At 48.5% G+C, this 17,191-nt stretch carries 18 protein-coding genes and 1 tRNA gene; 6 read left to right on the top strand and 13 right to left on the bottom strand.

Annotated features, from left to right (window positions below; translation table 11 throughout):
- Positions 1 to 129 precede the first annotated feature (129 nt).
- The 7 genes from ACI0FR_RS12130 to topA all read right to left on the bottom strand — a co-directional run bounded on the left by ACI0FR_RS12130 (position 130) and on the right by topA (position 8,505).
- Positions 130 to 369 (bottom strand): BolA/IbaG family iron-sulfur metabolism protein, encoded by a 240-nt coding sequence (locus tag ACI0FR_RS12130; RefSeq protein WP_374832836.1) that lies wholly within the window; start codon positions 367 to 369, stop codon positions 130 to 132.
- Between the two features lie 226 nt (positions 370 to 595).
- Positions 596 to 763, bottom strand: a complete 168-nt coding sequence (rpmG, locus tag ACI0FR_RS12125; protein ID WP_184223200.1) for a 50S ribosomal protein L33 — start codon at positions 761 to 763, stop codon at positions 596 to 598.
- Between the two features lie 101 nt (positions 764 to 864).
- Positions 865 to 2,043: an MFS transporter gene (locus ACI0FR_RS12120; RefSeq protein ID WP_374832834.1), complete on the bottom strand. Its 1,179-nt coding sequence runs from the start codon at positions 2,041 to 2,043 to the stop codon at positions 865 to 867.
- A 3-nt stretch (positions 2,044 to 2,046) separates the two neighbouring features.
- Positions 2,047 to 2,823: an NUDIX hydrolase gene (locus ACI0FR_RS12115; RefSeq protein WP_404907853.1), complete on the bottom strand. Its 777-nt coding sequence runs from the start codon at positions 2,821 to 2,823 to the stop codon at positions 2,047 to 2,049.
- A 172-nt stretch (positions 2,824 to 2,995) separates the two neighbouring features.
- On the bottom strand, positions 2,996 to 3,445 hold the full coding sequence (locus tag ACI0FR_RS12110) for a DUF983 domain-containing protein (RefSeq protein WP_374832830.1): 450 nt from the start codon (positions 3,443 to 3,445) through the stop codon (positions 2,996 to 2,998).
- Positions 3,445 to 5,832, bottom strand: a complete 2,388-nt coding sequence (rnr, locus tag ACI0FR_RS12105) for a ribonuclease R (protein ID WP_404907851.1) — start codon at positions 5,830 to 5,832, stop codon at positions 3,445 to 3,447. Before rnr ends, ACI0FR_RS12110 begins: the two co-directional genes overlap by 1 nt.
- A gap of 3 nt (positions 5,833 to 5,835) precedes the next feature.
- On the bottom strand, positions 5,836 to 8,505 hold the full coding sequence (topA, locus tag ACI0FR_RS12100) for a type I DNA topoisomerase (protein WP_404907848.1): 2,670 nt from the start codon (positions 8,503 to 8,505) through the stop codon (positions 5,836 to 5,838).
- Between the two features lie 264 nt (positions 8,506 to 8,769).
- Between topA and ACI0FR_RS12095 the strand changes: the two genes are divergently transcribed.
- The gene (locus ACI0FR_RS12095) at positions 8,770 to 8,976 is read left to right on the top strand and encodes a hypothetical protein (RefSeq protein ID WP_374832824.1); all 207 of its coding nucleotides are present in this window, start codon (positions 8,770 to 8,772) and stop codon (positions 8,974 to 8,976) included.
- Here ACI0FR_RS12095 and dprA read toward each other — a convergent pair.
- From dprA to ACI0FR_RS12070, 5 genes are all read right to left on the bottom strand, one after another.
- Entirely contained in the window at positions 8,959 to 10,182 is a 1,224-nt protein-coding gene (dprA, locus tag ACI0FR_RS12090; RefSeq protein WP_404907845.1) for a DNA-processing protein DprA, read from the bottom strand. The genes ACI0FR_RS12095 and dprA overlap by 18 nt on opposite strands.
- Positions 10,179 to 10,763 (bottom strand): glycerol-3-phosphate 1-O-acyltransferase PlsY, encoded by a 585-nt coding sequence (gene plsY, locus ACI0FR_RS12085; protein ID WP_374832984.1) that lies wholly within the window; start codon positions 10,761 to 10,763, stop codon positions 10,179 to 10,181. Before plsY ends, dprA begins: the two co-directional genes overlap by 4 nt.
- A gap of 112 nt (positions 10,764 to 10,875) precedes the next feature.
- The gene (locus tag ACI0FR_RS12080) at positions 10,876 to 12,162 is read right to left on the bottom strand and encodes a dihydroorotase (RefSeq protein ID WP_404907842.1); all 1,287 of its coding nucleotides are present in this window, start codon (positions 12,160 to 12,162) and stop codon (positions 10,876 to 10,878) included.
- Positions 12,162 to 13,127: an aspartate carbamoyltransferase catalytic subunit gene (locus ACI0FR_RS12075; protein ID WP_374832818.1), complete on the bottom strand. Its 966-nt coding sequence runs from the start codon at positions 13,125 to 13,127 to the stop codon at positions 12,162 to 12,164. The genes ACI0FR_RS12080 and ACI0FR_RS12075 overlap by 1 nt, the downstream gene beginning before the upstream one ends.
- Positions 13,128 to 13,314: 187 nt before the next feature.
- Complete coding sequence (locus ACI0FR_RS12070) at positions 13,315 to 13,605, bottom strand: DUF1330 domain-containing protein (protein ID WP_404907839.1); 291 nt, start codon at positions 13,603 to 13,605, stop codon at positions 13,315 to 13,317.
- 72 nt (positions 13,606 to 13,677) lie between these two features.
- On the opposite strand from ACI0FR_RS12070, the gene ACI0FR_RS12065 reads away from it, so the two are divergent.
- Entirely contained in the window at positions 13,678 to 14,130 is a 453-nt protein-coding gene (locus tag ACI0FR_RS12065; RefSeq protein WP_404907918.1) for a MarR family winged helix-turn-helix transcriptional regulator, read from the top strand.
- Between the two features lie 206 nt (positions 14,131 to 14,336).
- Entirely contained in the window at positions 14,337 to 14,633 is a 297-nt protein-coding gene (locus ACI0FR_RS12060; protein ID WP_404907837.1) for a LysE family transporter, read from the top strand.
- A 186-nt stretch (positions 14,634 to 14,819) separates the two neighbouring features.
- On the opposite strand, the gene ACI0FR_RS12055 is transcribed toward ACI0FR_RS12060, so the two are convergent.
- Positions 14,820 to 15,746 carry a cation diffusion facilitator family transporter gene (locus ACI0FR_RS12055; protein ID WP_404907835.1) on the bottom strand — a complete coding sequence of 309 codons (927 nt, stop codon included), beginning with the start codon at positions 15,744 to 15,746 and terminating at the stop codon, positions 14,820 to 14,822.
- Positions 15,747 to 15,918: 172 nt separating this feature from the next.
- On the opposite strand from ACI0FR_RS12055, the gene ACI0FR_RS12050 reads away from it, so the two are divergent.
- From ACI0FR_RS12050 to ACI0FR_RS12040, 3 genes are all read left to right on the top strand, one after another.
- Entirely contained in the window at positions 15,919 to 16,128 is a 210-nt protein-coding gene (locus ACI0FR_RS12050) for a hypothetical protein (RefSeq protein WP_374832808.1), read from the top strand.
- Positions 16,129 to 16,519: 391 nt separating this feature from the next.
- A tRNA-Lys gene (locus ACI0FR_RS12045) sits at positions 16,520 to 16,595 on the top strand.
- A 356-nt stretch (positions 16,596 to 16,951) separates the two neighbouring features.
- Positions 16,952 to 17,146, top strand: coding sequence for a hypothetical protein (locus ACI0FR_RS12040; protein WP_374832806.1), 195 nt, complete (start codon positions 16,952 to 16,954; stop codon positions 17,144 to 17,146).
- Positions 17,147 to 17,191: the final 45 nt, after the last annotated feature.

Below are 17,191 nucleotides of genomic sequence, written 5' to 3'. Positions count from 1 at the left end.
ATTGTAGGGTGTGATCATTTAAATGATCCGGTCTGTTCGTTGTTAAACTGTAAAAAACACTTTTTTAAGTTCAATGCAAGATTGTCTTGAACCCTGCGGCAATTACAGCTTTAGCATGATCTTTAAGGCTTATGCCTTTTCAGGAATGCTTGTTTGCAGGGCGAGGGCGTGCAGAGCATTGCCCATATTGCCACTCAAAGCATCATAAACCATCTGATGCTGCTGTACGCGTGATTTGCCACGGAAGCTCTCCGCAACAACTTCAGCAGCGTAATGGTCACCATCTCCGGCAAGGTCACGGATCGTCACCTGTGCGTCAGGTATTCCGACGCGAATGAGTTTTTCGATCTCGTGAGCATCCATAGCCATGTTGTTCTCCGCCAATTCAAAGAATTAAACCGTAATTCGCATATTTGCCGAACAGATATGGGAATTAGAAGTGATAATGACAATAAGCATGAGCCAAGGCAAGGCCTGCACCCATTTATGGGCGGGGCGGTTCTTTTGGTCGCGGCTGATGTTTAATATCGGGGGGGATTTATAAAAAAAAGCCACTCGAGAAAGAGTGGCTTTTTAAATGATTTCAGGAGCAAGATTACTTGATCTTGGTTTCCTTGAATTCAACGTGTTTTCTTACGACTGGGTCGTATTTAGTCTTTGTCATTTTTTCCGTCATTGTACGGCTGTTCTTCTTGGTAACGTAGAAGAAACCCGTATCTGCGGTTGACAAAAGCTTGATCTTGATCGTGTTAGCCTTAGCCATTTCGCTATACCTGCTCTTTTAAAATTGAAACCGCCAGCGATTCCGGCGACTTCACCCGGTAGCGGAAATTCCGCGCGACACTACGAAAAAACACAAGAATGTCAACCCCGCTTATTGAATCTCATCAAGCGTATTGCTGCAATCAGGGCATATCCGGCAAAAAAGATGCCAAGAACCAGCGGAAAACCATTTACGCCGACAATATCCATGCCTATTCCGACGAATTGCGGGCCTGCCAGCATGCCGATTGCATAGCAAAAAACAAAGGCTGCATTGGCTGATGCAAGCTCGCGTCCTTTGAGAGACGAGCCAAGATGGGCAAGGCCGATCGTATAAAGTCCTGCGACAACACCGCCCCATAAAAACAGACAAGCCGCCAGTAAATACCAATTGCCGAGCAGGAAGGGCATGCCGATCATACCTGCCAATCCGGTTATTGCACAAAAGAGCAATAGCTTGCGCCGGTCTGAAATACGGTCACTGACGAGGCCAAGCGGAATTTGCATCATAACATTGCCGAGGCCGATCATTGTCAGCAGCAGGGCTGTATCGCTCTCAGGATAGCCTATTTTAGCACCAAACACCGGAAAGAGTGCAAAGCCGCCTGTTTCCACAGCACCAAAGACAAATACGGCCATCGTGGCGGTTGGTACTGCAAAAATAAATGGCAGGAAGGGCACATGTTCGCCTTCGTCAAAATCCGGACTGTCGCGCCATGCGATGATAACCGGAATGATCGCAAGCATAATAATGCTGAAACCGACGGCAAAAGGCATCATACCGCCACTGCCTATTCTGGAAAACAGCCAAGGGCCGAAAGCAAAACCTATCGATAGAGAGGTGGCATAAATGCCAAGTACGAATCCACGTTTTTCTGGTGGGGCGGAAGCGTTTATCCAGTATTCGGAGAGAACAAACAAAACGGTCAATGCAAAATGCAGCATGACACGCAGGGCAAACCACATCCACAAATCTTGAAAGAAATGGAAGCCGATAAAAGCGGCACCACCGACAAGCAGCATCAGTAAAATGGTACGCACTACACCGAGCCTGGAGGCAATGGGCGAGGCGAGAGGAGCAGCAGCAATGGAGGCAAGACCGGCAAAGGCTGTATTGGCACCAATGACGGTAGAAGAATAGCCACGGCTTTCAAGGAGTACGCTTAATAGCGGAATACCTAAGCCGATTGCAGCACCAACGGCACTGATTGTTGCGATGGCTGCGCCCAATGAGCGCCAGTTTAACTCGACAGCTTCGTCAGAGGATGGCAGATTTGTCATAAATCAGATTACTTCGCGATGATAACGACCATAACGGGGGCGATATTGCACCACCGGAATAGAAGCGGGTAATGACGGTTGGTTATCGTCTAACAGTACTTGTGCATGTTTTAAAATAGATTCGGTAATTTCCAGAATATCAAGATTGAGTGCCTGATCAAAAGTTAGCCAACTCAAATCCTCCAGTTCGCCGCTCGGTTTTAGTTCTTGCATGTGCAAATCGGGCAATGTGTCGCGAAAAGCCATGAAAAAACGGGTATCAAAGCGGCGGACATGATGTGGCGGCGTAATGGCGCGGGCAAAATAGCGAAGTTTCGAGAGATGGGGTAGGTCACCGGATTTTAAAAAATCACTCCATTCCGGATGATTATAATCAGAGACGGTGGAATCACCAACGCGCACAGGTGTGGAGAGACGTAAGCCCGTTTCTTCAAAGGTTTCACGAATCGCACATAGTCCCAAGGCGCGCGCACGGCGCATGGAGGGACGTGATCCCATACTTGCCAATAGTTTATTTTGATCTGTTTCGAGTAGTTCTGAGGCAGAAGAAATTGAGCCGTCTTGCAGATCGGTACGGCCACCAGGAAAGACATATTTGCCGGGCATGAATACCAGTTTTGCATTGCGCCGCCCCATAAGCACGCGCGGCTTTGACTGCGAACGGTCAATCAATAAAAGCGAGGCGGCGTCTTTGGGACGTTTTCTGGAAACAGGCTTGTCCGACACTGGTTTTTGCGGAAAAGATTCTGCATCGCGCGGTTTATATTGAAACGCCGACATGAAATAATTGCCCTTAAAACCATCCTAAAATCCTGCCGCCATGTAATTTGTTTGAAATTGAACAGCATGGCAATGCAGATGGTACAGGATTTGAATGCTTATCAAAACGGCCGACACTTATGAAATAAAAGCCGGCCGATCGTTATTCTTTATTTATAATGGAGAGCGTTTTTTACGCATCCCCTTTTTCTTCGCCGCCGAAGCCGTGCATATAAAGTGCCCATTGCAGGCCGATGATCGAGCCTTTGATCGGTTGGAGCATTGCAAGGGAGAGGATGACCGTTAGTGGCGACCAGATAGCCAGATGCACCAGCAGCGGCCATGTGGTTGATGCTTCCATGATCATTGCGCCGGCAATGACAATGTGACCAACGATCACAACGGTCAGGTAAGCCGGCAGATCATCAGCGCGCTGGGCGCGATAATCTTCACCGCAAACAGTGCATTCATCAACGGATTTCAGATATTTACGAAAGAGTTTGCCTTCACCGCAATGGGGACAACGGCATAGCATACCACGCCACATAGCTTGACCAAGTGAACGGGCAGGGCGTTGTGTATGTTCATTTTCACCGCCGAAAACCTGCGGGGTTTCAACTGTTTTTACCTGTAACGCGCTCATCAGCGACCTCTTTTTCGGCTGCCAGAAAATGCGGTTGAGGGACCGGATTTTCCTCGGCTCATGCGACTTGCCCTCTTTGACTTATGATAGGATTTCGTCGTTGAGGGTAGTGGACGCGGTTCAGAAACCATTTCAAAACGAAGTGCACCGGCAACCGGCAGGGCTTCGATAAGCTTCACATCCACAATATCGCCGAGCCGGTACCCTTTACCGCTGCGCTCACCCGCTACTGAATGATTAGCTTCGTCATATAAATAGTATTCATAACCTAAAGTTGAAATGGGAATAAAGCCATCTGCACCATATGTCGCAAGTGCCACAAACAGACCGGCCTTGGTGACACCTGAAATGCGACCTTGAAATGTATCCCCAATCTGGCCTGCCAGATGATGTGCAATCAAACGGTCAACGGTTTCACGCTCCGCCAACATGGCACGGCGCTCGGTTATCGAAATCTCGGCGGCAATTTCTGCTAGATTGGCTTCTTCCTGAGGCGTGATACCGCCAGTCCCCAAATGCAGAGAGCCGATAAGCGCGCGATGCACGATCAGATCGGCATAACGGCGGATTGGCGAGGTGAAATGCGCATATTTATGTAAATTCAAGCCAAAATGGCCGATATTTTCAGGGCTGTATTCTGCCTGACTTTGCGAGCGCAGCACTACTTGATTAACGAGCTCTTCGTGATCGGTGTCTTTGACCTGATAAAGAATGCCGTTGAACTGTGATGGTCTGAGCTCTGCACCACGCGCAAGACTGATATTGAGGCTGCGCAAAAACTCGCGCAAACCTTCCTGCTTCGCCATTGACGGAGAATCATGGATGCGGAAAATCAGTGGTTGTTTTTTCTGCTCCAAAGATTCGGCAGCTGAGACATTGGCCTGAATCATGCATTCTTCGATGAGCTTATGTGCATCAAGACGCTCAGGGATAATCACCTTGTCGACTTTGCCCTCAGAAGTGAGCAGGATTTTCTTTTCCGGCAGGTCAAGTTCGAGCGGTTCGCGCTTGTCGCGGCCACGCTTCATGACAAAATAAGCTTCCCACAGCGGTTTGAGCACTTTTTCCATGAGCGGTGCTGTCACATCATCCGGTGCGCCATCAATGGCAGCTTGTGCCTGACCATAGGCCAGATGTGCCGCCGAGCGCATCATGACGCGGTGGAATGTATGGGATTTTTTGCGCCCTTCAGCGCTGAAAATCATCCGTACTGCGAGTGCAGGACGGTCTTCGCCTGCACGTAAAGAGCAAAGATTATTGGAGATACGCTCCGGCAACATCGGCACAACCCGATCCGGGAAATAAACCGAATTACCGCGGTGCAGCGCTTCCTTATCCATTGCTGAACCGGATGTCACATAGGCCGCGACATCGGCAATGGCGACATAGACAATATATCCGCCTAAATTATTCGGGTCTTCATCGCGCTCAGCAAAGACTGCATCATCATGGTCTTTGGCGTCTGCCGGATCGATGGTTACAAGCGGAATATTGCGCCAGTCTTCGCGTTTGCCAAGTTCCAGCGGTTTGCATTTTTCGGCTTGTTCCAACACGCTTTCCGGAAAAACATGCGGAATATCATGTGCATGGATAGCAATCATCGACAGAGCTTTTTCACTGTCGAGAGCACCAACGACCTGAGAAACCTTGCCGCGGACAGGGCCGAAGCGTTTTGAGCGCGTGACCTCAACTTCAACCAGATCGCCAGCTTTCGCTTCGCTAATCTGATCTGTATCGATCAGCACTTCCGGTTGTTTTCTGTCAACCGGTTCAATGCGCCAGCCGCCTTTTTCAGAATGGCGCAAAACACCAAGCACAGAATTTTCGTGGCGCTCCAGCCGCTTAATTAAACGTGCCGTAAAACGCGGGCCGGAATTATCTGAATTACGGAAGATTTTTGCCATGATCCGGTCGCCAATGCCAACCATCGGGCCTTTATCCTCACGGGAGCGGCGAATGAGAACAAGCGGCGCTTTATTCTCATCATCATCACTTCCATTTGTCGGCCACTCGGCAGGACGCGCCATCAGGCCGCCATCACTGTCACGACCGGTAATGTCGAGCACGGCAATGGACGGCATGGTGCCCGGACGCGATAATTTTTTGGAACGTTTTTCCAACTCACCTTCATCGGTGAGATCGCGTAAAATATCTTTTAGATGGATACGCGCATTGCCTTTGAGATTAAACGCCTTGGCAATGTCACGTTTGCCGGCGCGATCAGGATTTTCTTCAATGAATTTGAGAATATCTGCACGCGTCGGCAAATAAGCGAGATTGGTATCAGTCCGATCAGAATCATGCGGGCCCGAATTTGCTTTTGAGGCACGTCGTTCTGTACGCATAGATTTACCCTTGTCGGGATTGGTGGGGAAGCGACGTGCCAATTTTTATTCCTCTTCAGCCGTTACGGCTTTCTTTTTCGTCGTTGTTTTAGCCGCAGCCTTTGGCTTGGCCGCAGCTTTTGTTTTAGCCGGAGCTTTGGCTTTGGCTGGTGCTTTTTCTTTTACAGCAGCTTTTTTAGCCGGAGCCTTCTTGGCCTTTGTCTTTGTAGAACCTGCTTTATCGGTAATCAGCTGCAAGGCTTCTTCCAAGGTGACGGTTGTCGGTTCTTTACCTTTTGGCAATGTGGCATTGATTTTGCCCCAGTTGACATATGGGCCATAGCGTCCGTCACGCACCGTAATGGAGCCGCCATCCGGATGGTCGCCAAGGGTTGCCAAAGCTGCTGGTGTGGAGCGCGTGCGTCCGCCACCTTTGGAGGCTTTGTCGGCGAGTACAGAAACAGCACGATTGATGCCGATGGTGAATACCTCATCGACATTTTCAACATTGGCATAAGCACCGTCATGCATCACATAAGGGCCATAACGACCAATACCGGCAGAAATCATCTTGCCTGTTTCAGGATGCAAGCCGACATCACGCGGCAATGCAAGCAAAGCCAGTGCTTTTTCATAGTCCACCGTATCCAGCGTCCAGCCTTTCGGCAGGCTGGCACGTTTGGCTTCTTTGCCTTCACCACGTTGCAAATAAGGGCCAAAACGGCCAGTACGCGCAGTGATATCTTCCTGTGTTTCGGGATCTTGGCCCAGCACTTTTGGCTCATTCGAACCATTGGCGCCATCAGCCCCTTCTTCACCGTTGAACTGGCGGGTGAATTTACATTCCGGATAGTTGGAACAACCAACAAATGCACCATATTTACCAAGCTTCAGCGAGAGCTGACCAACGCCACATGTGGGGCAGCTGCGCGGATCACTGCCGTCACCCCGATCAGGGAAGGCCATTGGAGCCAGCGCTTCATTGAGCGCATCCAGCACATTGGTAACGCGCAGTTCTTTGGTGCCGTCAATCGTGCCGGAGAAATCCGTCCAGAATTCACGCAGCACATCTTTCCAAAGCAGTTTGCCGTCGGAAATCAGATCGAGCTTTTCTTCCAGATCCGCAGTGAAATCATATTCCACATAACGTTTGAAGAAGTTTTCCAAGAAAGCTGTTACCAGACGACCTTTGGCTTCCGGAATAAGTTTACGCTTTTCAATCGTAATATATTCACGGTCACGCAAGGTGGCGAGTGTCGCTGCATAGGTGGAAGGGCGGCCAATACCAAGTTCTTCCATTTTCTTGATGAGTGATGCTTCAGAATAACGCGGCGGTGGCTCGGTGGAATGTTGGGTCGCATCAATGGTTTGACGTACCAGTTTTTCACCGGCGATGATTTCCGGCAGACGTGCGCTGTCCTCGTCTTCATCTTCTTCTTCGCGGTGATCCATATAGGCCGCCAAGAAACCGTCAAAGCGCGTGACAGAACCAGTCGCGCGTAGCATGGCAGCACGCGAACCATTGGTGGCTTCAATATCAACGGTTGTGCGCTCAATATCGGCCGACTGCATTTGGCTAGCGATAGCGCGTTTCCAGATCAGCTCATAAAGACGTGCCTGATCGTCATCAAGATAGCGGCGCATTTCTTTAGGTGTGCGCATAAAGTCCGTCGGACGGATTGCTTCGTGCGCTTCCTGAGCATTTTTGGCCTTGGTCGAATAATAGCGCGGCTTTTCCGGCACATATTTGTCGGAGAAGGTTTTGCCAATGGCAGCACGTGCTGCTTGAATGGCTTCAGGCGCCATTTGCACACCATCGGTACGCATATAGGTGATAAGACCGGTTGTTTCGCCACCGATATCAATACCTTCATAAAGGCGCTGCGCTACCTGCATGGTGCGCGATGCACTAAAGCCAAGCTGACCGGAGGCCGCCTGTTGCAGCGTCGAGGTGGTGAATGGCGGGCCCGGATTGCGCTTTGTAGGCTTTGCTTCAACAGAAGCTGCTTTAAATTCGGCACCATCCAGCATAGTGCGGATGGCCGTTGCCTGTTCTTCATTTTTAATGTCGAGTTTGCCTAAGCGCTTGCCGTCCAATGAGGTGAGGCGCGCGACAAAATCATCATTGCGTGGTGTTTGCAGCTTGCCGGCAATGCTCCAATATTCCTCACGAACGAAACGCTCGATTTCATTTTCGCGGTCGCTGACAAGGCGCAATGCCACAGATTGCACACGGCCAGCCGAGCGGGCACCCGGCAATTTACGCCACAAAACCGGCGACAGATTAAAGCCGACGAGATAATCGAGCGCGCGGCGTGCCAGATAGGCATCCACCAGCGGCATGTCGATATCACGCGGGTTAGCCATTGCATCCAATACTGCCTTTTTGGTAATCGCGTTAAAGACAACGCGTTTAACCGGCTTGGCGCCAATTGCTTTTTTCTTATTCAAAACTTCCAGCACATGCCAAGAAATGGCTTCCCCTTCGCGATCAGGGTCAGTTGCCAGAATGAGGCTGTCACTGTTTTTCAGTGCTTTGATAATATCTGCAAGTCGCTTGGAAGATTGACTGTCAACTTCCCACGACATTTCAAAATCTTCATCAGGGCGGACAGAACCATCTTTGGCAGGCAAATCGCGCACATGGCCAAAAGATGCCAGAACCGTATAGTCTGATCCCAGATATTTATTGATAGTTTTAGCCTTGGCAGGCGATTCGACAACGACGACGTTCATTACAACAGCCTAAATTCTTGGTCCCCCACAGTGTTTTTACGCACATGCCCGAATGGCGAGGGTTTCCCATCACATGAACAGCGCAGACCATTTGGTCAAGAGTGCGCCTTGATTTTTGTTTAAAATACAACCTTTGGTTTTATTTGTTGATAAGCACTCTTATCAAGAGTACCAATTTTAATCTCTAAAAGAAAATACGATATTGTGAGCCATACTTAAAATTATTTCAGATGATCAATTTTAAATGACGGAGCGGGGGAGTTAATGGGTGATGGGCGATTTAATAAAATTGAAATTCTGCAATTTATTGAAGATATGCTTTGCGATATGCGGATAATGGCGAAGTCGACGGATTGTCATGTGCTTGTGTACTTGCTTGAAATGGCGGTAATTGAAAGCCGCGATCAGATTGAAGCAGAAGAAAATCAGAGCGTGGGTGTTAGAATTTCACCCTCACATGCTGGGCATTAAAGCTACATGTCCATTGGGATATCGGCTGAGCTGACCTGCCAGATCAAGCTCCAGCAAAATGAGAAAAACCTGTGCCGGTTCTATGCCTGTGTGACGGATAATCTCATCAACGGAAACCGGAACAGGACTTAACAGATTAAAGATTTGCTCTCTGTCTTTATCGGAAGCAGGAGGCGTCATTTTTTCCGGATGTGGTGTTGTATTCAGCAAGGAGTGCGACTGATAGTCTTGCTCCACTTCTTCTATTTTCAAACTCAGTTGATCCGGTTGGTGCGTAAATTGCTTGTCTGTGCTTTGTTGACTTTGCCTAACCAGTTGCGGTGACAAGGCTTCGATAATGTCATTGGCTTCGGTCACAAGCAATGCGCCGTGTTTAATCAGTTCATTGGTGCCGCTTGCGCGTGGATCAAGCGGTGAGCCGGGAACAGCAAATACTACCCGCCCCATTTCGCCAGCCATTCTTGCTGTAATCAGTGAGCCGGAACGTTTTGCGGCTTCGACGACAAGTAATCCTGATGAAAGAGCGGAGATGATTCGGTTCCGGCGTGGAAAATCTTGTGCACGCGGCTCCCAGCCAAGCGGCATTTCACTCACAACCGCGCCACCATTTTCCGGAATCTCGTGATAGAGGCCAATATTTTGTGGCGGATAGGGACGATCAATACCACCGGCCAATACCGCAACAGTGCCGGTTTTTAAGCTATATTGGTGGGCGGCGGCATCAATACCGCGTGCAAGGCCGGCAATAATGGCAAAGCCTGCTTTGCCTAATTCTGCTGCGATTTTTTGTGTGAAACGTGCGCCCGCAATCGAGGCATTGCGTGAACCGACAATGCCGACAGGCGGTTTGGTGAAAACCGATAAATCACCTTGAACCGTAATTAATGGCGGTGGAGCATCACAATTTTTTAAATAAAGCGGATAATCGGGTTCGCCCATGCCGATGAGGCGTGCGCCCAAATGTTCAACGGCTTCCATTTCGCGTGTTACCTGCTCAAGCGAGGCGAGGCGAATACGACGGTAAGAACCACCGCGGCGGCTGAGTTCGGGAAGCATTTCCAGCGCATTGCTGGCAGAACCGCAGTGTAAAATCAGATCCCTGAATGTGACTGGGCCGATATTCTCACTGCGGATAAGGCGTAGCCAGTTCAGTCTTTGCTGGTCGGACAGGCGTATTCCATGAGGTGAAACCGCCTGATCGTTCATTTTTTTTGTCCGATCTTACTTTCACTGCCATCAATCAGGCGGATGATATTGGCGTGATGTTTGATGAAAATAATCACAGTCAGAACGGCCATTAAAATAGCCGTGTTGATATTACCTTGCAAATAAAGCGCAATAGGCGCCATCACGCAGGCCACAAGTGCCGAAAGTGATGAATAACGGGTCAGAAGCGCAATCAACAGCCAGACACCGGCAAAGATAAGGGCAACCTGCCAAGCAAGGGCAATCAACACGCCTAAATAGGTAGCAACACCTTTGCCACCCTTGAAGCCCAGCCAAACCGGAAAAGTGTGGCCGATAAAAGCGCCAAGACCCGCAGCCAGTGCGAAATCTGCGCCATAATAGCTGGCGAGCAATACAGCCGCTGTGCCTTTCAGCATGTCACAAATCAATGTGCCGGCTGCGAGTTTTTTATTACCGGTGCGCAGCACATTGGTGGCACCAATATTGCCTGAACCAATGGAGCGCACATCGCCAAGCCCTGCCATCTTGGTGAGCACAAGGCCAAAAGGAATGGAGCCCAGCAAATAGCCGAGGGCAAGAGCTGCAATAATTAAAAAAATGTGGGCCTCCCATGAGGTATTCTTATGAGTTGCATCATCAAAATTTAACGATTGAATCGATGCCGACAAGTTTACAGGCTATCTGATGAGGATAGCCTGTTTATTTTTTATATTACAGTTTGAAAACGGTTTTTCCAGCAACCATTGTTTGCAGAACACGTCCCGTTAAACGTGCACCTTCAAAACAACTGTTTTTCGATAGGGAATGCAGGTCTTTTTCATGCACGACCCAAGGCTCTTCCAGATCGACAATAATCAAATCCGCTGAAGCATCCGGCTTCAAAGTGCCGGCATTAAGGCCGAAAATGCGCGCTGGTGCCGTGGAAAGCACTTCTGTGAGGCGCAGCAGGCTCAAATCTTCATTATGATAAAGACGCAGCGCTGCTCCGAGAAGAGTTTCAAGGCCGATGGCACCGGCTTCCGCATCGGCAAATGGCAGGCGCTTGGTATCAACATCCTGCGGATCGTGAGCAGAGACGATAATATCAATCGTACCGTCTTTGACCGCTTCTATCATCGCCAAGCGGTCTTCTTCCTGCCGCAGTGGCGGTGACAGGCGGAAGAATGTGCGGAATTCACCAATGTCGTTTTCATTGAGCGATAAGTGATTGATGGAAATGCCAGCAGTTACATTCACAGCGTCAGCTTTAGCTCTGCGGATAGCATTGGCCGACATTTCGCATGAAATTTGGCTGGCATGGTAAAAGCCTTTGGTAAGAGCTGCCAAGCGCAAATCACGTTCAAGCGGAATAAGTTCAGCTTCACGCGGACTACCTGAAAGACCAAGCCAGCTAGCAAGCAAGCCTTCATTCATCACGCCATTGGCACCCAAATACGGGTCACGTGCTTCGCAGGAAATAATCGCATTGAAATCACGTGCATAGGTGAGGGCGCGGCGCATCGTCTGGGTATTATGAATTGTATTGCGGCCTTCGCTGAAACCGACGGCACCCGCGGCACGCAACAGGCCGAATTCGGTCAGCTCTTCGCCATTGAGGCCACGCGTAATGGCAGCAGCCGGATAAACATTGACGATGGCCGTGTCGCGTGCAGTGCGTTTGACAAATTCAACCAGCGCCACATCATCAATCACCGGATCGGTATCCGGCATCATGATAAAGGAGGTGACACCGCCGGCAGCAGCTGCACGGCTGGCTGATGCAATGGTTTCACGATGCTCGGCGCCTGGTTCGCCGACAAAAACGCGAGCATCGACAAGACCGGGCAGAATGGCTTTGCCTTGCAGATCGATAATTTCGCAATTGTCAGGCACACCTTGATTATGTGCATTTGCGCCAGCGGCCAAAATTTTTGCATCCTGAACAATCAGGCTACCGATTTCATCCAGCTGGCGGGATGGGTCAACGATACGGGCATTAGTAAAGCAGATCGGTTTCATCAGGCTTCTCCCGTGCTTTGATTGCGTCGCGGATCAAGCAGGGCTTCCATGACGGCCATGCGCACGGCAACGCCCATTTCCACCTGATTTTGAATGGCGCTTTGCGGGCCATCGGCGACATCGGAGGCAATTTCCACACCGCGGTTCATCGGGCCGGGATGCATCACCAGCGCGTCTGGTTTGGCAATTTTTAATTTTTCTTTATCAAGGCCGTAGAAGCGGAAATATTCACGCACGGATGGCACAAAAGAACCGGCCATACGTTCACGCTGCAAGCGCAGCATCATCACGACATCTGCGTCTTTCAAGCCTTCTTCCATCGAGTTGAAGACTTCAACGCCCATATTGGCAATGCCTGCGGGCAGAAGCGTTGAGGGGGCAATCACCCGTACACGCGCACCCATCGTGTTGAGCAGTAAAATGTTGGAACGTGCAACGCGAGAATGGAGAACATCACCACAGATGGCGACAATCAAACGACCGATCTTGCCTTTGGCGCGACGGATGGTGAGGGCATCAAGCAGGGCTTGGGTCGGGTGCTCATGGGCACCATCGCCAGCATTGACCACAGAACAACCAACTTTTTGGGCAAGAAGAGCGGCAGCACCGGCAGAGGCATGGCGGATGACCAGAATATCCGGCTGCATGGCATTGAGTGTCATGGCCGTATCAATCAGTGTTTCCCCTTTTTTAACGGAGGAATTACCGACAGACATATTCATGACGTCTGCGCCCAAGCGCTTGCCTGCAAGCTCGAAGGAAGATTGCGTGCGCGTAGAAGCTTCAAAAAACAGATTGATCTGCGTTCTGCCGCGCAAGATGGATTTTTTCTTTTCAAACTGGCGCGAAACAGCCACTTCCTGATCGGCAAGATCAAGCAGGCAGTTAATGTCCAGCGGCGATAGTCCCTTGATACCAAGCAAATGGCGATGAGGGAACAGCGGGGAAACGTTTTGTGATGTCATGGCAAGTTATCCCTATAAGACGCTGTAAGGCGCGCCGCAAGCAGAGTTATCGTGAGTCTGCATAAAAATCTTGAATTTAAAAAGGGAAGATGGTGCGAATGCGAGGTGACAAACAAAAATGGCTCCGTATGAGCCATTGAAAATAGTGTTTTGTCGAACGCGATAAAAACTGCGCGAGTGACAGAATTTATTTGGTTTCGACGATGAACATTCTTGCTTCTTGAGCCTGCATGCGCTCCAGCTTGATGGGCATATATTTTTCTGAATTATAAAAATCAGTCGCTTGGGCAAGTGTGGGAAATTCAAAAATGCCAGCCAGCGGAAGAGGTGTATCATCTCCTTCAAAAACCTGCACAACGGGGCCGAAGTGCACTATTTTTCCACCTGCATCCTGTAGGGCAGTTTGAAAGCGCGGCGCAAGAGCTGCTTGTTTGATGGGGTCTGTTACACGAAGATTAATATGAACATATGCTGGCATTGTTTTATCTCCATATTGCTAAATAATGTATATACAGTATTTTAATTTAATGGAATTGTCGAGGTGACATTAATGAGAGAATGGGATTCTGCATCTTTGGAGATGATTGCTTCTGAATGCCCTGCATTTCAGGCACGAGCGACGGCACGCGCAATCACTCGTTATTATAATATATGTTTCAAACCATTTGGATTAACGGCAGAGCAGTTCGCTCTTTTAGTTGGTGTCGGCGCTAATAAAGATGCGACTGTGGTTCAGTTGGCAATGAGTGCGGGGGTTGATGCAACGACCCTTAGCCGTAATGTGCAGCATCTGGTGACACGCGGTCTGATATATACGGAAGGCGGACGTGGTCGTTCGGGAAAACGACTGAACCTGACAGATGACGGACAGGCTTTAATGATAAATGTTGTGCCGGTCTGGAAAGCAGCAAAACAAGAATTATCGCAGCAAATGGGAGACGAGAGGTTATTAGCTGTAAGTCAGGCTATGTCAGAGCTTATGAAAGCAGTCAGTTCGTTGTGACTTTTTTTGACCGAGCGTGGATTGAAATGTTTTATCACTTATATACAGTCGTGCATTTATAATATTGCATGGTGATGATGGCCACGTTCCGATTGTTTTATTTGCACAGGCGTGACGTATATGAACTATCATTTGTGGTTTGGCTTTATAGCGGCCTCTATTGTTGTGGGTATCGTGCCGGGCGGGTGTATTAAGTATCGTCAGCTATGCAATTAGTTCTGGCCGGCGTTGGCGCATTGCTTGCAAGTTCCGCAACTGCTTTTATGCTTCTTAAATGGGCAGGGGCATTCTATCTGATCTGGCTTGGTATTCTTGCAATCCGGAGCAGTCATATGAACGCTAATGATACGGATGCAGCCATCAATCCTATTTCAGCAAGCCTTGCTTTTCGCAGCAATATTCTGACCGCGTTTTTCATCCTAAAACAATTGTGTTTTTTGTGGCGTTTGTGCCGCAATTTATTGATGGCAACCATGCATACTGGCCGCAGGCCATATTGTTGATTTGCACTTTCACCGTGGTGGTTGGAATAACGGATGCATTATATGCTTTAACGGCGGCGAGAGCGCGCTCTTTATTAGTCAGTTCAAAAAAAACGAAAATCTGGATGGGGCGCGCTGGTGGGGGGGCTTGGTTGCGGCTCCAGCCGCAACCTTAATGACAAAGAACTAAACCAGCGTGGGCAGGACTTAATCTGCCCATTCAGGCTCTGTCGTAAAGGCGATGGTCAGCCAGCGATCCGGGCTTCTCTCACCCAGAGCATCTGCCAGTTCATCGCGGATGGCATCCCATTCTTCCAGTTTTTTTGCAGGCCAATTCGCTGGCACAATAAAGTAAAGCTCGATTTGCGTGCCACGTCCAACTTTGGCGACATAAGCGCGATAGGACAGAAAACCATAACGCTCGACAAATTCCTGAGCGACGCTTTCGGCATTTTCTTTTAGTTCAATCGGCGTGAATAGAAGTATATCTGCCAGCGCTTGTTTGATTGTGACAAACGGCATTGGTATAATAATAAGACATACAATCGTTAGCACAGCCGGATCGATATAGGGTAACATCCAATCCAGACTTGTGCCTTCAAGTATTATCCCGATCATAAATGCAATAAAGAGTGCCGCAGTAATACCAGCCGACATATACCATGCTTTGGCATCAAGGGCGACAAAGTCTGATTTTAGTTTGCGGTTGGCACGCATTTCCAGCCAGCCCATTAATATGCAAACAACTAAAGCGAAGGCAGCATAAAAGACGGCATAACTGAATTCGAGATGGCGGCCACCAGACATCAAACTGCCAATGGCATTGATCAGTGCGTAGATGGATACGCCTGTCAGCATCAGGCCATTGAGGCCAAGCACCATTGGTTCCAGATGCCAGAATCCCATGGTGAAGCGATCACGCAATTTGCCGCTAGGCGGTTCGGGTAGGGTAGAGAGGCTGATCAGCCGCGCCACGATCAATGCAAGGCCACTGAGTGCTGCATCAATGAGCAGATAAACACCATCAAATACAATAGAAAACGAGCCGGCAAGCAGACCGAAAACGACGCCGAAACCGGCTAAAAATATTGTGACAGTAATTGAGGTTTTGAGAATGGATTGTTCGCTATGCAAAATTCACTCCGGCATTATGCAGTTCAAATAAAATTTAATTGTTTACAATATGATATATTTTTAAAGTTGATCAGGATCAATGCGTGAACAGTGTTTATAAGATTGAATCATTCTAATTCACGCGATAGCCTAAGGCTTGAAGTGATCAGTTTTTGCCCCTAACGGAGTTATTATGTCCACTCAAATGCAGATGTCGTTATTTCTGGGCTCGATTGCCTTTATGGTTTTGGTCGGATCTGGCTTTATTGTAATTCTGACGGTGCCTGCTTTGGCTAAAAGCCCAGTCTATCCTATGATCATTCTGGCTGCCGTGAGCTTTATTATAACACCATTTATCGGCTGGGTTGTTGCCGGAAAAATTCAAAGTCTTCAAAAGAAGTAATATTCTTCAAAGGTGATTTTACTGAAAGGGCGCTTATAACAAGCGCCTTTTTTGTTTTTCAGGTGCAATCATTCGCTTTTTCAGAATCAAAACATAGAATCGAGTGAATCATTGACAGGATTTGGTGAGAAGATTCGCGTTTCAGGGTAAAGTGATGCGATTTCAATAAGCTAGAGGAATCAATTTGCAGCAGAAAATGCCGCTCTGTGGATAAAATATACAACCATTCAGTGTTTAACCGGGTTGAATATCAATTAATGGTAATTGTTTTTGCGTTAAAAACGAAATAAAATGTGTTTTCTTTCGATTTCTGATTTTTCTGTGTTGACCAAACGGAAAGTGCGCCTTATGTATCGGCCAACTTCTGAGGGAGACAACTTCTTCCCCAAGGGAGCGCGTAGCTCAGCAGGTAGAGCAACTGACTTTTAATCAGTAGGTCCACGGTTCGAACCCGTGCGCGCTCACCACTTTATTAAGTGGTGTCAGATTGTTGGAAAATCACACATCCTTTTATAAATATGCAATTGTCTTAATTTGAACGCAATATGTTCTTATAAAGAAAATAAGACATTGTTTATGAGCGCTGTAACGCGTCAGCTGTTCGCGAATGTTGCTGTCATTTTAAACCTTTGACCACGGATGTACTGGCACTGGTGAAAATGGCCTGAGGAAGGTCGGTGCGGTTCGCCCCGGCCTTTTTTATTACTTAAAGATAATAATCACTGATTTTGGCGATTTTCAGGATTAAAAATTTATACTAACGTCATAAATGAATGCTAATTTTATTCAGTTCTCAACACGCAATCAGAAGTGAACGTCTCTTATGTCGGAGCTTGCCCAGTGGGTTTCTGCAATTGTATTTTCAATATTTATTATTGGATACGCTCTGTTTTATCTCAATAGCACCAGTCGCAAGCATTCGGGCGAGGTTGCATCGCTGACGGTTAAAGTAGGATTGGTGGCACTTTCGGTTGGTGCTGCGCTGACAAGCTTTGTTGCGGCAGCGGTAATTGATTAAGTTTATGATTTTTAAATAAAAAGGCGGCTCATGATGAACCGCCTT

The sequence above is a fragment of the Paenochrobactrum sp. BZR 201-1 genome, assembly GCF_044987585.2.
In the GTDB taxonomy this organism is placed as follows: Bacteria; Pseudomonadota; Alphaproteobacteria; order Rhizobiales; family Rhizobiaceae; genus Paenochrobactrum; species Paenochrobactrum pullorum.
The sequence above is the reverse complement of the archived record's forward strand: the minus strand, read 5'-3'. Positions and strand labels throughout refer to the sequence as shown.

Bases quoted from the DNA above. Each gene is read 5' to 3' on its own strand.
- ACI0FR_RS12060 (WP_404907837.1), top strand. From the start codon at position 14,337: ATGCAATTAGTTCTGGCCGGCGTTGGCGCATTGCTTGCAAGTTCCGCA.
- dprA (WP_404907845.1), bottom strand. From the start codon at position 10,182: ATGAACGATCAGGCGGTTTCACCTCATGGAATACGCCTGTCCGACCAG.
- ACI0FR_RS12080 (WP_404907842.1), bottom strand. From the start codon at position 12,162: ATGAAACCGATCTGCTTTACTAATGCCCGTATCGTTGACCCATCCCGC.
- ACI0FR_RS12040 (WP_374832806.1), top strand. From the start codon at position 16,952: ATGTCGGAGCTTGCCCAGTGGGTTTCTGCAATTGTATTTTCAATATTT.
- ACI0FR_RS12115 (WP_404907853.1), bottom strand. From the start codon at position 2,823: ATGTCGGCGTTTCAATATAAACCGCGCGATGCAGAATCTTTTCCGCAA.
- ACI0FR_RS12075 (WP_374832818.1), bottom strand. From the start codon at position 13,127: ATGACATCACAAAACGTTTCCCCGCTGTTCCCTCATCGCCATTTGCTT.
- ACI0FR_RS12095 (WP_374832824.1), top strand. From the start codon at position 8,770: ATGGGTGATGGGCGATTTAATAAAATTGAAATTCTGCAATTTATTGAA.
- ACI0FR_RS12130 (WP_374832836.1), bottom strand. From the start codon at position 369: ATGGCTATGGATGCTCACGAGATCGAAAAACTCATTCGCGTCGGAATA.
- ACI0FR_RS12065 (WP_404907918.1), top strand. From the start codon at position 13,678: ATGAGAGAATGGGATTCTGCATCTTTGGAGATGATTGCTTCTGAATGC.
- ACI0FR_RS12070 (WP_404907839.1), bottom strand. From the start codon at position 13,605: ATGCCAGCATATGTTCATATTAATCTTCGTGTAACAGACCCCATCAAA.
- ACI0FR_RS12050 (WP_374832808.1), top strand. From the start codon at position 15,919: ATGTCCACTCAAATGCAGATGTCGTTATTTCTGGGCTCGATTGCCTTT.
- ACI0FR_RS12110 (WP_374832830.1), bottom strand. From the start codon at position 3,445: ATGAGCGCGTTACAGGTAAAAACAGTTGAAACCCCGCAGGTTTTCGGC.
- rpmG (WP_184223200.1), bottom strand. From the start codon at position 763: ATGGCTAAGGCTAACACGATCAAGATCAAGCTTTTGTCAACCGCAGAT.
- ACI0FR_RS12120 (WP_374832834.1), bottom strand. From the start codon at position 2,043: ATGACAAATCTGCCATCCTCTGACGAAGCTGTCGAGTTAAACTGGCGC.
- topA (WP_404907848.1), bottom strand. From the start codon at position 8,505: ATGAACGTCGTCGTTGTCGAATCGCCTGCCAAGGCTAAAACTATCAAT.